The 14,915-nt window shown below is 60.0% G+C and carries 12 protein-coding genes; 11 read left to right on the top strand and 1 reads right to left on the bottom strand.

Annotation, left to right across the window (positions count from 1 at the left end):
- The first annotated feature begins 32 nt into the window (after positions 1-32).
- From AC1Q6D_RS08360 to AC1Q6D_RS08325, 8 genes are all read left to right on the top strand, one after another.
- The gene (locus AC1Q6D_RS08360) at positions 33-896 is read left to right on the top strand and encodes a ParA family protein (protein ID WP_092234975.1); all 864 of its coding nucleotides are present in this window, start codon (positions 33-35) and stop codon (positions 894-896) included.
- Entirely contained in the window at positions 880-1,140 is a 261-nt protein-coding gene (locus AC1Q6D_RS08355) for a hypothetical protein (protein WP_092234972.1), read from the top strand. The genes AC1Q6D_RS08360 and AC1Q6D_RS08355 overlap by 17 nt, the downstream gene beginning before the upstream one ends.
- Complete coding sequence (locus tag AC1Q6D_RS08350; protein ID WP_092234969.1) at positions 1,133-2,839, top strand: ParB family protein; 1,707 nt, start codon at positions 1,133-1,135, stop codon at positions 2,837-2,839. Before AC1Q6D_RS08355 ends, AC1Q6D_RS08350 begins: the two co-directional genes overlap by 8 nt.
- A gap of 11 nt (positions 2,840-2,850) precedes the next feature.
- Complete coding sequence (locus AC1Q6D_RS08345; protein ID WP_092237371.1) at positions 2,851-3,411, top strand: DUF2857 domain-containing protein; 561 nt, start codon at positions 2,851-2,853, stop codon at positions 3,409-3,411.
- Entirely contained in the window at positions 3,411-4,601 is a 1,191-nt protein-coding gene (locus AC1Q6D_RS08340) for an STY4528 family pathogenicity island replication protein (RefSeq protein ID WP_103404717.1), read from the top strand. The genes AC1Q6D_RS08345 and AC1Q6D_RS08340 overlap by 1 nt, the downstream gene beginning before the upstream one ends.
- 619 nt (positions 4,602-5,220) lie before the next feature.
- Positions 5,221-6,048: a PFL_4669 family integrating conjugative element protein gene (locus tag AC1Q6D_RS08335; RefSeq protein WP_092234963.1), complete on the top strand. Its 828-nt coding sequence runs from the start codon at positions 5,221-5,223 to the stop codon at positions 6,046-6,048.
- Positions 6,045-6,560 (top strand): DUF3158 family protein, encoded by a 516-nt coding sequence (locus AC1Q6D_RS08330; protein ID WP_092234960.1) that lies wholly within the window; start codon positions 6,045-6,047, stop codon positions 6,558-6,560. Before AC1Q6D_RS08335 ends, AC1Q6D_RS08330 begins: the two co-directional genes overlap by 4 nt.
- Positions 6,557-6,952: a single-stranded DNA-binding protein gene (locus AC1Q6D_RS08325; protein ID WP_092234957.1), complete on the top strand. Its 396-nt coding sequence runs from the start codon at positions 6,557-6,559 to the stop codon at positions 6,950-6,952. The genes AC1Q6D_RS08330 and AC1Q6D_RS08325 overlap by 4 nt, the downstream gene beginning before the upstream one ends.
- A 201-nt stretch (positions 6,953-7,153) precedes the next feature.
- Here the strand turns inward: AC1Q6D_RS08325 and AC1Q6D_RS08320 are convergent, their stop codons facing one another.
- Positions 7,154-7,351 carry a DUF7740 domain-containing protein gene (locus tag AC1Q6D_RS08320; RefSeq protein WP_235861014.1) on the bottom strand — a complete coding sequence of 66 codons (198 nt, stop codon included), beginning with the start codon at positions 7,349-7,351 and terminating at the stop codon, positions 7,154-7,156.
- A gap of 463 nt (positions 7,352-7,814) precedes the next feature.
- On the opposite strand from AC1Q6D_RS08320, the gene AC1Q6D_RS08315 reads away from it, so the two are divergent.
- From AC1Q6D_RS08315 to AC1Q6D_RS08305, 3 genes are all read left to right on the top strand, one after another.
- Positions 7,815-8,858 carry an ATP-binding protein gene (locus tag AC1Q6D_RS08315; protein WP_310650596.1) on the top strand — a complete coding sequence of 348 codons (1,044 nt, stop codon included), beginning with the start codon at positions 7,815-7,817 and terminating at the stop codon, positions 8,856-8,858.
- Between the two features lie 1,671 nt (positions 8,859-10,529).
- Entirely contained in the window at positions 10,530-12,554 is a 2,025-nt protein-coding gene (locus AC1Q6D_RS08310) for a DNA topoisomerase III (RefSeq protein ID WP_103404718.1), read from the top strand.
- Between the two features lie 1,536 nt (positions 12,555-14,090).
- On the top strand, positions 14,091-14,804 hold the full coding sequence (locus AC1Q6D_RS08305) for a DUF5983 family protein (protein WP_092234949.1): 714 nt from the start codon (positions 14,091-14,093) through the stop codon (positions 14,802-14,804).
- The last annotated feature ends 111 nt before the right edge of the window (positions 14,805-14,915 follow it).

Genomic DNA, 14,915 nt, shown 5'->3' with positions numbered 1-14,915 from the left:
GCTCCCCATTCCTTGCCGAAGAGGAGCAAGCCATGCAGGTGATTTCTGTTATCTCGACCAAAGGCGGCGTAGGAAAAACCACGGTCGCCGCCAACCTCGGCGGTTTCATTGCTGATGCCGGCCTGAGGGTCCTGCTGCTCGACCTGGATATGCAGCCCACATTGTCCTCGTACTACGAGCTTACCCGTCGCGCGCCGTGCGGGATCTATGAGCTGCTGGCATGCAACGAACGCGACATTGCGCGACTGGTATCGCGCACCGTCATAGACCGTCTGGACGTCATTCTGTCCAATGACGAGCATCGGCAGTTGAACACCCTCTTGCTGCATGCACCGGACGGGCGGCTTCGACTGCGGCACCTGCTACCGGTGTTTCAGCCGCACTACGACCTGGTGCTACTCGATACGCAAGGCGCTCGCAGTGTGCTGCTGGAGATGGCCGTGCTTGCCTCCGAGCAGGCGGTCTCGCCCGTCACGCCCGAAATTCTCGCCGCGCGTGAAATGCGCCGAGGCACTCTGCAGCTCATCGAAGACATCGCCCCCTATCGGCATCTGGGCATTAACCCGCCACACCTTCATCTCCTGCTCAACCGCGTACCTGCTGTATCAGCCAATGCAAAATTGATCCAGCAGACACTGCGTTTGATCTTCAGAGATCAGGAAGGGGTTCACGTCCTGCATACCGAGATCCCCGCGATCGAGGCATTTCCCCGAGCGGCAACGCGTGGTTTACCGGTCCATCGGGTTGAGCACCGACGGCCCACTGGCCGAGTCGCGGCAGCCGCACTGGACATTGTGCGCGGGTTGGCCAGTGAACTGTGCCCGCAATGGCAGGAGCAGTTCGCCCTGGTCAGCGGGAAGTTTGAGGGGAGACACTCTCATGTCAAACGCCCATGAACTGGCCCGTGGCCACAAGCGACTACTTCCGCTGATTGAACATGCCCTGAGCGAGGGTTGGAATGTCTCCCGGACACCTGGGGGGCACCTCAAATTCGTCAAGCCGGGCTTACCGCCGATTTATACCAGCGCGACAGCCAGCGATCACCGGGCAGAACGCAATGCACGCGCCATGCTGCGTCGCGCACAACGCCACGCCACGGTGGTCGAGCACCCCGATCAAGAGGGAGCCGACTATGGCTAATGTCTCCCCGCAAGAGATGGCCAACAAGCTGATGAGCGACGGTTTTAGTCGCTCCGGCCCTGTTGCAGAAACCTTGACAGACCCGATCACCGATACCGCGATGGTGGTGACGCTGGACCAGTTGCGCCCCTATGAACTGGACCCGCGGCTGACGCGCAATCCGCTGTACGAGGAGATCAAAGCGTCCATCCGCCAGCGTGGGCTGGATGCCCCGCCGCCGATCACCCGTCGCCCCGGTGCCGATCACTACATCATTCGTAACGGCGGCAACACGCGCCTGGCGATACTGCGCGATCTGTGGAGTGAGAGCAAAGACGAACGATTCTTCCGTATCGGCTGCCTGTTCCGCCCATGGCCGGAGCGCGGTGAGATCGTCGCCCTGACGGGACATCTCGCAGAAAACGAACTTCACGGTGGCCTGTCGTTTATCGAACGTGCCCTGGGTGTTGAAAAAGTCCGTGAGCTCTATGAACAGGAGGATGGTAAATCGCTGTCGCAGTCAGAGCTTGCCCGACGCCTCAAGGCTGACGGCTACCCCGTGCCTCAGCCCCACATCAGCCGCATGCAGGAGGCCATCCAGTTCCTGCTGCCAGCGATACCGAACGTGCTCTATGCCGGCCTGGGACGCCCCCAAGTCGAGCAACTGACCAGCCTGCGTAGAGCCGGTTCCCGGATCTGGGATGCGCGCGTCACCAAGAACAATCTAAGCATTGATTTTGCAACGCTGTTCCAGGATGTCCTGATGGTATTTGACTCCCCAGGGAGCTTTACGGCGCAACGGGTGCAAGATGAACTGATCGGCCAGATGTCCGAGTTGCTCGGGGTGGACTATGACACGCTGGTGTTCGAAATCACCGATTCCGAAAAGCGCTGGCAGTTGCTTACTAGTGAACCGAACACACCGCCAGGTACGGAGACCACAGGGTCGGTCTCCACGACCAAGCCAACATCTCCATCCGTAGTCGCACCGCCCACGTCATCATCCACACCGCGGGTAACAGAGGCACCCAGGATACCGGCAAGCGATACCCTTTCGATTCAAGAGGGGCCTGCGACACATCCTCTGGCCGACGTGAATGACGATCAATATGCTAAGGCCGATCACTCGGCCTTACTTCAGGAGCATATCGTCTCACCTGCCGAGACCACCGAGCGCCTACAGTCGATCCAACGATTGGTGACCGAGCATGTCGGCGAGACGCCACCTGATTTCGAAACCAGCGTGCTGCAGGCCATCCCTGTTCAGGCAGGCGGTCTCTACCCCATCTCGGATGTCTGGTACATCGATCCCGGCCTCGATACGCCGGATCGGCTGCGCGTCCACATCGCTCAGTTCGCGCGTGAGATCGCCAACGAAGCGGGTCTGGAAGAGGCCATTGTCGCCTGCGACGAGGGCATCGGCTTCACATGCGCGGGAATATCTACCGATGCGAACACGCACTCAAATCTCCGTGGTGCATTACTGCTGCTGCATAGCCTGAGCGTTCCCTACCAGCCGGACCGGACTCCGCCTTTACGGATGCCCGGGGATTTGGGCGCTCTTCTGCTGGGGCTGGAACACAGCCCTTCATCACAACCTACCGCTAGATTGAGCGATACGAGCCTGGTGAAGCTTTTCCGCTTGGTGCGACTCGCCCGGCGACTGCTGGACATCGAGGCGGACATCACTGATGGCGATGCCGCCCTGAACGGATCATGAGGGCGCCGACCATGCCCGAACCGCATCCGCTCAATCAGGCCGTCATCGCGCAAGCGCTCCACGATTTGCGCAATGGCCAGTTGCGCCGGGCCAAGTCCATGGGATTTGACGATGCTGCTCTGGATGCACTCAAGCATCCGGCCATGGCCAGCCTCCTGGCCAACGCCACCGTCTCATGGTGTTCCGTGAGCGTGAATTCGGAAGTGCTGCGACGCCTTCTGAGCCAGGTAGACAATCTCTCACGGGAAATCGAGGAGATCGATCGGTTCCTGCGACTGGGTGCGAGCACAGAACTCATCAGCAGATTTTATGGCCTGAACCATCAGGAAATCGCCCTCAGGCGCGACGTCATCGGGCTACCGAAACGCAAGGGCCGGCATCCGGTTCTGACAGAAGAGCAGGACTCCGATCTCTGGCATCGCTGGTCTGAAACCGTAAAAGAGCGTGGCACTGCGCTGACCGACGACATGGCCATGCTTGCCATTACAGCTGATCTTGCGGAGTCTACGGGCCTGCCCATCTCTGTCATTTGGAGCGCTATCCGAGGGTGGATTGATGAAGGGCTGATCTGATGGGCAGTCCACGTCATTCACGCGGTCCCGTATCGCTGGGGGAGTTGTTCGATCAGGCGCTGCAGCACATGCCGCCTCCCCCGACCATGGCAGCGGCACCACCAGCTCCGTCTGATGGATTCATCTTCAGTGGTAATCGTCATGACAGCGTGCCACGTGCGTTGTTGCTGGACAATCGACTGACCCCGCTTGAACGAAACGCCTGGCAAGTCTTCCGTCTGCTGCTCAATGATGACGGGGTCACGGCCTTTCCCACTTATGAACAGCTCGCTCCCTGGCTGGCCTCAATGCCGTGTACGACGCGCGCATCCCATGAAACTGTTGCCCGCGCGCTGACCCTGCTAAGGCTGACGCGCTGGATCAGCCTGGTGCGTCGCAGGCGTGACCCGAAGACCGGACGGATATTGGGTAACCTCTATGTGTTGCACGATGAACCCCTGACGCCCTATGAAGCCATCCAGCTCGACGCCGATTATCTGAGGCTGGTCAGCCGGTCCTTGGCCCACGCTAGCAAGTCCATCCAGCGCGTCGGTGTGCATGTGCTGAAAGAAATGGCTGAAGATCCGTTGCTCAGCGGCCAGATGCTTCCCACCCGGTTACAGGTACTGTCGCAGCGCCTGGCCGCGCAGGGTTGGGTTCAGACGGCGACTTATCCACAGCCTGGGGATGCCCACAATTCCGAAGAAGGGCCAGAAAGCCTTCTTCGGAATCAGCCGCGCCCGACTTCGGAATCCGAAGCAGGCGAAAAGCCCAGTAAATCCGGCTCACTTCGGAATCCGAAGACCGATAGTACTGTACGTAAAGAAAAAGAAATAAAAGAAGTACGTACTGTACCGCGCGCGCACGAGTTGGGAGTGCTTCGGCTCCCCGAGCGCTTCCTGTCACTCAAAGCAGAGCAGCAATCAGGCGCACTCGCCGCCCTACAGGCCGTGGATACGCAGTTGCATCAGGCTGTCCTCGACGAATGGGATGCCCGCTGCCAAGCCAGCACGGTACACAATCCCGCCGGGTACTTGTTCGGCATCATCCAGAAAGCCATGCGTAGCGAGTTCCGCGCCTGGGCTGGACAGAAGGCAGCCAGCGTCACGACAGCACCAGAGTCGCAGCCCCAGAAATCACCGCCACCTGCGGACCCCGCCGTGGCACAGGAGCATATCGCCCGTCTGCGGGCACTGATGCGCCTGCCCTGAACACAGCCGTCGCAAACTTTCTAGATGACGAGCATGCCATGACTCGATCTGTCCAAACGCTGCGGCGGCCTGCGCGTGCGTCCACCGAGTGCCAGGGTCGCCTATACCACGGGTATAGCTGAACACGCTGCCTTCCCTGCAATGCATCACTTCCAGCTCCGGGTCATCAGCATGGAGGAGTCCACCAAAGTCCATAGTCGCCTATACCACTGGTATAGTTGAACACACTGCCTTCCCTGCAACGCATCACCTCCAGCCTGGGGGCATTCGCAGGAAGAGTCCACCGAAAGCCACTGTCGCCTATACCACTGGTATAGCTGAACAGACTGCCTTCCCTGCAATGCATCACCACCAGCCCCAGGATCATTCGCCTGAAGAGTCCACCGAAGGCCATGGTCGCCTATACCACTGGTATAGTTGAACACGCAGCCTTCCAGAAACTGCGAAGGGCAATGGTCACGATATACATCTCGCAGCCGGTCAGCCCCGGCGAAGCGCAAGACTTCACGGCAGCCGTGTGAACGCCTAAACAGGCATTCATGCGGTGCGGTTTGATGACTGACACCCTTCCGGTCAATGCCGATGCTGGCGACTCGTTTCCTTACCGAGAGTCGTCACGATGGCCACCGAACCCAAATCTTCCCTGCAGTTGAACCTTGGTTCACTGCGCAGCGCGATGTCGCTGACGCTGCACACCCATCATGCATCCCGCATCTGGCACGGACGCGCGCCCTCCGAGGGCAAACCCGGCATTGTCGGGCTCAACGGCTTTGTCGCCATCATGACCAAGCTCAAACGCGGCGCCGAGCAGGATGATCCCTACTCCGACTGGTGGATGCTGCGCATTGAGGACAAGCTCAGCACCACCAAAGAACAGCTTCAGGCCTTACGCGAACAGGTTGATCAGGCGCTGGCCGATGTGCCGGCTGCACTCAGCCTGGGCGAGAACCTCAACGTCCAGCCGGTAAAGCTGCCGCTGTTCGTGGCCTCGCAGCTCGGCTTCATGGCGGTCTATCTGCTCGCCGACTACGACGATCTGGCCCGGCGTCTGATCCTGGCGCATCACACCGCCTTGATTGACCGCAGCACGCTGGAGCGCTGGCTCAGCGAAGGCGCGCATGCGTTGCGCAGCCTTTTCAGCCTGGCGCAGCAATACCGCTACTCCGGCACGAAGCGTGACGATTTTGCCGCGAACAACGCCGCGGCGCGCGCGGCCCTGGAGAAGTACGGCGAACTGCCGCAGGACGTGCTCGAAGGCACACGCCGTTCACGCTTTGCACCGCCGCTTCTCCATCGCCCTTCTCCGACATCCGCGCCAGGCCTGTCGACAGTTTCAGAGGTTGCGCCAGCCAACGACATTGACACCGTTGAACCAGCCATATCAAACGAGGAGGATCTGGACGGCGGTACACCTGCGTCTGTCGACAGTGAGGACGAACCAGCATGACCGCAGCCAACCGCTTCTTGGCACTAGAACAGGCGGACTTCCAGAGGCTGGAACAGGCTGCCTACCTAAAAGGCCTTTTAAAGCCTTTTAAAGGTAATGGGGAGCTTGCGACCTGGGCCAGCCAGTGCCAAGCGCTGCGGGACGATCTAATCGGACTGGCGCAGCGCAAGGTGCTGTCGCAGGCCCGCAGCCACCCCTTCAACCTGCTTGCCGTGCAACTGGCCCAGCAAACCACTGGCGCAGGCACGACCTTTCTGCGTTGGCGCAACCTCGATCGTTCGCGCATGGGTACTGCTTTGTGGGAGGAGCTGCTTGCCAGCCCCGGCACACCGGCATCGCTGATCGACGACCTCTTCGCCATCGAGGTGCAGCGCATCGTGCTGAACCTGCAGATCAGCCTTACCCACAGTATCGCCCGGCAAACCTCGGCATGCGCCAGCAAGTTGGCCCATGCCGAGGGGGCTTACCAACGGCGTGTCCACGCCACCAACCCCAAGGAGTCACACTCATGAGCACGCATTTCTACGGTGAGGGCAACATCGGTTCGGCGCCAGAATTCCGCGAGTTTCCGAACGGCAATAACGAGCCGCGTAGGCTATTGCGCCTGAATGTCTATTTCGACAACCCTATTCCGACAAAGGACGGTTTTGAAGATCGCGGAGGGTTCTGGGCCCCGGTCGAGATTTGGCATCGCGACGCCGAACGTTGGGCTGCGCTGTACCAGAAGGGCATGCGCGTCCTGGTGGAGGGGCGGGCCGTGAAGGACGATTGGGAGGATGCGGAGGAAAACGAGCGCGTGACCTTCAAGATTGAAGCGCGCCGCGCCGGGATCCTGCCGTATCGCCTTGAGGCGGTCGTGCTTGGGGCCAAACCCGCAGCAGCGGAGCCAGCCGAGAACGAGTGATCATTCCCGCCCTGCGTGCACCTTTCCCGCTGAGCGATTGCGCCAACCACCAGTCGCTCACCGGGCAACAGCCAGCGTCCATGGAGTTCCACTGAGATCCACAGTTCGCGGCACATGGAGAAGCTCCCGGAAAACCAACCTACGGCCTCCATTCGCGGCCCCATTGCTTCCGACTCTTGCAGACTCTCCTCGCTTGCTACATCAGTCGAGATTCTCTGCGATATGGAACACAAGCCTCAGCGGCTCCTTGCTGTCCACGATCTGGTACATCACATCCCGCTTGCTTCTCGGCAGCGTTTTGGCACAGCGCTTCGCCGTATCACGCACGGCGGCATTCGTACCGTGGATGGTCGCCGCCAACAGCAGCACTAGGTATGCATCGGTCAGCGTCTTCGCCATCACCTCACTCTCGTTGCAAATCGCCACTAACACTTGACCCATCACATAGTGTCTTTCTTCGGCTGATCAGGGGGGAGCTTAATGGCCATCACTCGCTGTACCGCCACTTTGCACCCACCCGCTTGGGTCTGGATCATGTCAAATTGCTCCACTGACGTCCACTGAGGTCGCAGCCCGCGGTACATGACGATGCTCCCGACGCGCCATCTCACGACACGTTTGAACCTCCTGAGAACTCCATCACACGCCACTTACGTCGGTCTGATCACGCCCACGCACGCTGAATACGGATGAGCAGTGGCTCGGTTAGGTTTTCGACAAACCCGGTAATCGCCGGCATCAATGATCGCGTGTCCATCCTCTTCCGGTGCACAGATCGAATGCCGGGCGCTTCATTGTGCATCGGCAATGAGATGGACGGCGTATTCATCAATATTTTGACCTAACGCTACAAGGAGGGTCCATGCGTCTGCCATTCGAGCTCGATCCGCAGATCATCCACCACATCATTTACAGCCAGGCGGGCTCCATCGGCAAAGCCCTCATCGAGTTGCTGATGAACTCGGTCGATGCCAGGGCCAGTGCCGTACATCTTTCGCTGTCCCGCACCGGCTTCACCTGCAGCGACGACGGCCAGGGCTTTGCCCGCCGCGAAGATGTCGTTCGGTACTTCGGTCGTTTCGGCACGCCACACGATGAAGGCGACGCCACCTACGGCCGTTTCCGGCTCGGACGCGGCCAAATCATGGCCCATGCCACAACAGTCTGGCGTTCTAACGCCTGGATGATGACCGTCGATACACGGGCGATGGGCTATCACTACGATCTTGACGACCTCCACGACGCGTCGCCGGGCTGCTCGATCTCTGGCGAATGGTACGAAGTCCTGAGTGATGCGGAGCTGATGTCGACCATCCAGGAGGTTCGGGACCTGGTGCGTTACACCCCCGTCAGTGTTGAGCTGAATGGCCGGTGCATCACACGCGATCCCCGCACCGAGCGCTGGGATGCTGAGGACGAATTCGCCTGGTATCGCGTGAAAGCGGACGGTGCTGTCTCCATCTACAACCAGGGCGTACTGGTACGTCACGATCCCGCTCACACGTGGGGCGCGGGCGGCCTCATCGCTTCCAAGAAGGCCATATGCCTGAACGTGTCCCGTACCGAAATCCTGCGCAAGACCTGCCCGGTGTGGAAATCAATTGCCAGGCAATTTGGCCAAATGGCTGACCAGATGGCGTCCCGTCATGGTGACCACCGTAAACCGAGGCTCGCCGTGAAAAATCCGCGCGGGCATTACTTTCGGGCGATGCCAACATCGTTCAAATCTATTCTCAGGAAGAGGTCGTCACGCTTCTGCCCGGCAAGCGGCACGTGTCGTTGGAGGACTTTCTGCGCAAATGCCGCTATAGCCACAACCAGCGGCAAGGCGGAAGGTTCGCGGTCGTCGATAACGCCTTCGATGTCCCGAAGGGTGAAGCCATCGCCCGCGAAGGTATCGCCGTGATCGTTCACCCCAGCACACTCGACCGCTTCGGTTGCTACAACGCACAGGATTTTGTCGAGTGTCTCGTTCGGGTCCATGCCAATCTTCACCACGACGTGGAGCAGAATGGCACACAGTACTGGTGGCTCAACGGCCTCTTCGTTCCGGACTTGCTGGCTTTCTCCACACTGCGCGACGCGTTCATTGAGCGGACCCATATCGTGACGGAAAAAGATGCGCTCGATCACGAGACACGCCGCGCCTGGACGGCGTTGCGTTGGTGCCTGCATCACTACGCCGCCCTGTGCACGGGTGGCCGCCCTGCATACGGGGGGCAGGTCCGTGACGGTAAATCGCTGCATATTCTGCTTGGGCAGTCCAATATTGCCGAGGCATGGACCGATGGCAGCAGCTACATCGCCGTCGACGTCACCCTTGTGAAGCGGCTCAAGTCCAGTCCGCTCAGGACTGCGGCCTACATTTTTTCCCTCATCGAGCACGAGGCTGCCCACGAGGGTGACAGCCTCGACTGCGGCCACGATGAAGCGTTTTATCAGCGCCTCCATGACCTCGCCCTGCAGCACAGCGAGCAACGCCAGCGCTACACGCACATGTGGCTGATGAAGTACACCATGAGTCTGGAGGGTGAAGGGAAGCGCGCGCGTGGCGAGCCCTGGCGTGAACGCTTTCTGATCGACCGTGCCGGCAGCGGTCGGGAGAAACGCGGCCTGCCGCCGACCATCGAAGATGTCAGCAACGACCCTGTCGTGGTCGGTGCGATTCCAGACGAAAACATGGACTTCATCGACTACCAGAACACGCTTCTTACTGTGGCTGACACCGGCTCCCCGGCACCCGACTGGTCGGAGGTCCTGACGCGTGCCGAGGCAGACCAGAAGCTCATTGAGGCGCAGAACCGGGTTGACACAGCACAAAGTGTCGCAGCGCAGCGCCAGCATGACGACGAAACCGCTTATTGGGCCGAGATCGATGCTTATGAGAAAGCCCAGACCGAGGCCGACGAAGCTGCACGGCAGCGATTTTCCACGCTGTTCCATGTACAGGTCGAAGAGGTCCATCCTGACGCTCTGTGCTACCTGATGCGTGAGGATCTGAGCGCTGACCAGCTTCATACCCTGTGGGCTGCAAAGCCCTGGGAGGCTTACGAGCTGGAGGGCTCTGCCTATTACGAATTTGAAGACGGTGACCTCGATGAAGCCGACGGGCACACCGGTCGTCACCGGGCTGCCGAAGACCTGCAGGTGCTGATTCGCCCCGGCGAGACTGCATTGACGCTTGAGCGCAATGCGGCCGCCGCCGGCTTCTTTTGGGTTGATGACTATCTGAAGTGGCGTGAAGAACCCGATGCCTGATCCGAGGGCGGCTGTAGCAGTCTATGGTCGCCTTCAATGCGCCAGATCCTGTCGGCCTGAAAAGCACCGGTCTCTATCAAACACCTCTATACCCAAGGTATAGCGCCATAGACGTCCACTGAACTCCCCGCGCGCGACCAAAACGAAGCCCCTTCTCTGACGATCTCCTAAACGACCCTGGACTCAACTGTCGCAACCTTAATCCCCCCGTTCAAAAAGCCGGTCATTATCGAGTCCACCTTGTTTGCTGTCTCTCGCGCTCTCCCCGGACATGCTGGTACTCATTCGATGAACACCACGCCAACTCCGGGGAGGCTACATGCGCGTGTATCTGTGCGAGAAGCCTTCGCAAGGCAAAGACATTGCCCGCGTGCTGGGTGCGAAACAGCGCGGAACTGGCTGCTACAACGGACCAGGAGTTGTCGTGACCTGGTGCATCGGTCACCTGATCGAAGCCGCACCACCGGAAGCCTACGGCGAACAGTACAAACGCTGGTCGATCGAACAGCTCCCCATTCTTCCCGAGCGCTGGCGCAGCGAGGTCAAGGCCTCTACTGCCGCGCAATTCAAGGTCGTCAAACAGTTGCTCGGCCAGGCCAGCGAGCTGGTGATTGCCACCGATGCCGATCGCGAAGGCGAGATGATCGCTCGCGAGATTATCGAGCTATGCGGCTACCGTGGCTCCATTCAACGGCTGTGGCTGTCTGCACTGAATGACGCCTCAATTCGCAAGGCCCTGGGAGCGCTCAAGCCTTCGAATGAGACCCTGCCGCTGTATTACTCGGCACTCGCCCGCTCTCGCGCCGATTGGTTGATCGGCATGAACCTCAGCCGATTATTCACTGTGCTCGGCCGCCAAGCCGGCTACCAGGGCGTCCTCTCAGTCGGTCGTGTGCAGACGCCCACGCTGCGTCTTGTGGTTGGTCGCGACCGCGAGATCGCCCGGTTCGTGTCTGTTCCGTTTTGGTCCGTCGAAGTGCAGCTATCGCACATCGGCAATTCTTTCACCGCTAACTGGATGCCGCCCCATGCCACCACAGACACTGCAGGTCGGTGCCTGGCCCAACGAACCGCTCAGCAGGCAGTAAGCAAAATCGGCGGCGCTCGTGAGGCTCAGGTGCTGTCGGTGGAAACCGAGCGGGTCCGCGAAGTCGCGCCTCTCCCGTTCGACCTCAGCACGCTGCAGGAAGTCTGCTCGCGCCAGTTTGGTCTCGACGTGCAAGAAACACTGGACATCGCGCAAGCGCTGTACGAGACGCACAAGGCGACCACCTATCCCCGCTCGGATTCCGGCTACCTGCCGGAGAGCATGCTGGCCGAGGTGCCGACAGTGCTCGACGCCATGCTTGCCAGCGATCCCGGCCTGCGCCCATTGTTCGACCAACTCGACCGCACCCAACGCTCACGCGCCTGGAACGATGCGAAAGTCACTGCTCACCATGGCATCATTCCCACGCTGGAACCGACCAACCTTTCTGCCATGTCGGAGAAGGAGCGGGCCGTTTATGGGCTCATCCGTTCGCATTACCTGGCGCAGTTTCTACCTCACCATGAATTCGACAGAACAGTCGCCACCTTGTCAGCCGGCGGCCAGACACTGCAGGCGACGGGTAAGCAGGTTGCCGTCCTGGGATGGCACCGGGCGCTAATCAACAGCGGGCCGGGCACACCCGGCGGTGCGGACGACGAGCCAGCCCAACGCAGCCAGATCCTGCCGCCGCTATCCGAGGGTACACATTGCCAAGTCGGCTCTGTCGATCTGAAAGCGCTGAAAACACTGCCGCCCAAGCCGTTCACGCAGGGTGAGTTGATCAAAGCCATGAAGGGTGTCGCCAAACTGGTGACAGACCCACGCCTGAAACAGAAGTTGAAGGAAACCACGGGCATCGGCACCGAGGCCACCCGAGCAAACATTATCAATGGCTTGTTGAGCCGAAGCTTCCTGATCAAAAAAGGTCGATCCGTCCGCGCCTCCGAAGCGGCTTTCACGCTGATCGACGCTGTTCCAGCGGCCATTGCCGACCCGGGCACGACCGCTATCTGGGAACAGGCACTGGACATGATCGAATCCGGGCAGTTGACCCTGGACACCTTCATTGCGAAACAGTCGGCCTGGATCACGCAACTGATCCAGCAATACAGCGGCACCACCCTGGCGATCCGGATCCCGGAAGGCCCTGCCTGCCCTCTGTGCGGCGGCGCTACACGCCAGCGAACCGGCAAAACCGGTCCCTTTTGGTCGTGCAACCGTTATCCCGACTGTAAAGGCACCGTAGCGATCGAATCGTCCAGTGGCAAGCGAGCCGCTCCGCGCAAGCGGCGGACCGCTCCCAGGGCTTCCTGAAGCCTGCCAGACACGTCCTGCCCCAGCCGCACTTTCCAGCGGTTGTCAGGCATGGCCCCGCGACCCGCGGGGCGTCCCAAGCATGTCCCCGCCTTCTGCAATGGCATGTCCCTCTCCTGCGACTCGCGTCGCCGAGAGGATTGAAGGTGCTTTCCTGACCGGCCAGATAACACGGCCTGCTGATCGGCACTCTCTACGTCCGGCCCGAAGGGTCTCCTGGCGCCTTGTGCGCGAGATGCCAGGAGACCCTTCGGGGACGACGGTGTTCGCCCCCGGTGCCCGCCGGTGAAACAACGGGCTCCTTTTGTGCGCGGATGTGCGCCGAAAGATATCGACCCCAACCACGAAACGGGTCGGGTGCGATCTGCTCCAGCGACAGGCGTTGACGACGGCCAAGTCCCTGCGACAGCCACAGGTGGTTTTCCTGTCCCCCGCTGGAGGCGTAATGCCTCCAGCGCCTTGTTCCTCTCCGCATCTTGAACGCCGTCTGCCTGCGGGCTGTCCAGAACCGGGTGACTTCGCCACAACCAGAACAGAAGATGGACACATGCACCTTCAACCCCTTCGGTACGGCAGCATGTGCCGCCGCATCAAAGTCATGAACTTGACCGCCGAACAGGGAGAGTGGCATGTCGCCATAAATTAGGCGTCAGCACCGGTAATGATGACAAAAGCCCCATACCGGTGCCGAACTACGACCCTATTTCTGCTACTACGGGAATACCCCGGCACAGCGGACAGGTACCAATGACGGGGGCGCCGGCTAATGCCCAAGGAGTGCCGCCGCTTTTAAGGCATACCGGACGACTACACCCTGGTGCCGTATCGCGTGCACCTCGCTGCAAAGCCATTGGCAACTCAATGGCCGTGCCTTGCGGCCTAGCTCGGACGACACCTGCAACAGGTCTTGCAATAACAGGGGCGCGCAAAAAGCCCATTGTCGGCAGACGCCATGAAGCCGCTTTGCCATTCTGCCACCATCTGTTGCTAACTCCGGTCAGCACCATGCCAGCAGCCACGGTCCCCAGGCTGCGACGTGGAGGTTCCACGTAGACCGATCCAGTCCGCTTCGCATCGTTTTACGCGGATGTGCGCCACACCTAGCGCCGATGCTCTTCATTCCCGCGCAACCCCGCGTTTCTTCATTCGACGCATGGCACTGACCCGTTCAGAACTGCCGTCGTGTCGGCTTACGCGAATTCAATCCACCGCGGCCACGGCTGCCTCATCAACAACGAGGTGATATTCCACCCACGACTCAGCACAGGCACTGAATCTCGGCGAACAACTGCGCGAGGCCGTGCTGCAGAACCAGATCGATGAAACATCGTGCCTACTCAAGCGCTAGACGGTGAGCCTGCTTGTCGGCATCTCCGACCTGCATATTCGAGCGATCCTGCGAGCGCGCGTTGCGCAGCTTCTGCTTGATACGTCCGACGCTGAGTGCTTCGACTGAAGCACCTGCATTTATTCACCCACAGGGACCCGATCCTCAGTTGGGGATGGGCTCCGCCTAACCTCTGCTGGAGAAATACCATGTCTCAGACTCCCAATCCTTTCATCCGCGGCTACCAAAACCTGCATGTCGTTCGTACTCTCTGCATCACCTATGAGGACGACAGCCCGCCCGTATGGCGGCAACTTCATCCCAGCCAAGCACACCTTCTGGACGATCAAATCGCGCAGTTTCCCTGCATTCTCTGCAATGACTTCGTCCTGATCACGGAGGGCCAGGAGGTCGGAGACGACCTTGAGGCACAGTGCCAAACCGAAGGCATCGTCCGCTCTGTGGTCTACGCCGTCCTCGGCAGCGATGCCGGGCAGCCCATCCACATCGGCGATACCTACGCCGCTGAGGACGCACGGGAAGTTGTACGGCGCCTGACTTTTGAGACCGGCTTCTACAGCCGATGCTGGGAAATCAGCACGGCGCACATCACCGAAGAAGCTGGTTGCTACCTGACAGAGCTTGCAGACATCGCCACGCCGATCGGCTTTCTGTTCGTCGTTTTCCGGATCCCATACAGCCCGGCGATCGGCGTCAAGGTGATTGCCACGCCCTGGACCGATGCCAACCTGCAGTACGTCGAAGGCATCACCGCCGAGCAGTTGCGGCAGGAACAATGCGACAAAGGCATGCCAGAGTCGCTGGTGAATGTTCTTCATCTGGCCGCGCTGGCTGATGTCCGCATCCTGATCTTCGACGCCGACGCACCGGTACTCGACGGCTTGCCGTTGTACGAAGAATGACTCTTGCCACGACATACCTTCTAGCCCCTCGCAAGCACCTATACCCTAAAAATACATAGGATGTGGGTAAGTGACCGCAAGGAGTTGTCTAAATTGAATTTTTAGACCAAT

The organism is Pseudomonas sp. MT92 (assembly GCF_058792515.1).
The sequence above is the reverse complement of the archived record's forward strand: the minus strand, read 5'-3'. Positions and strand labels throughout refer to the sequence as shown.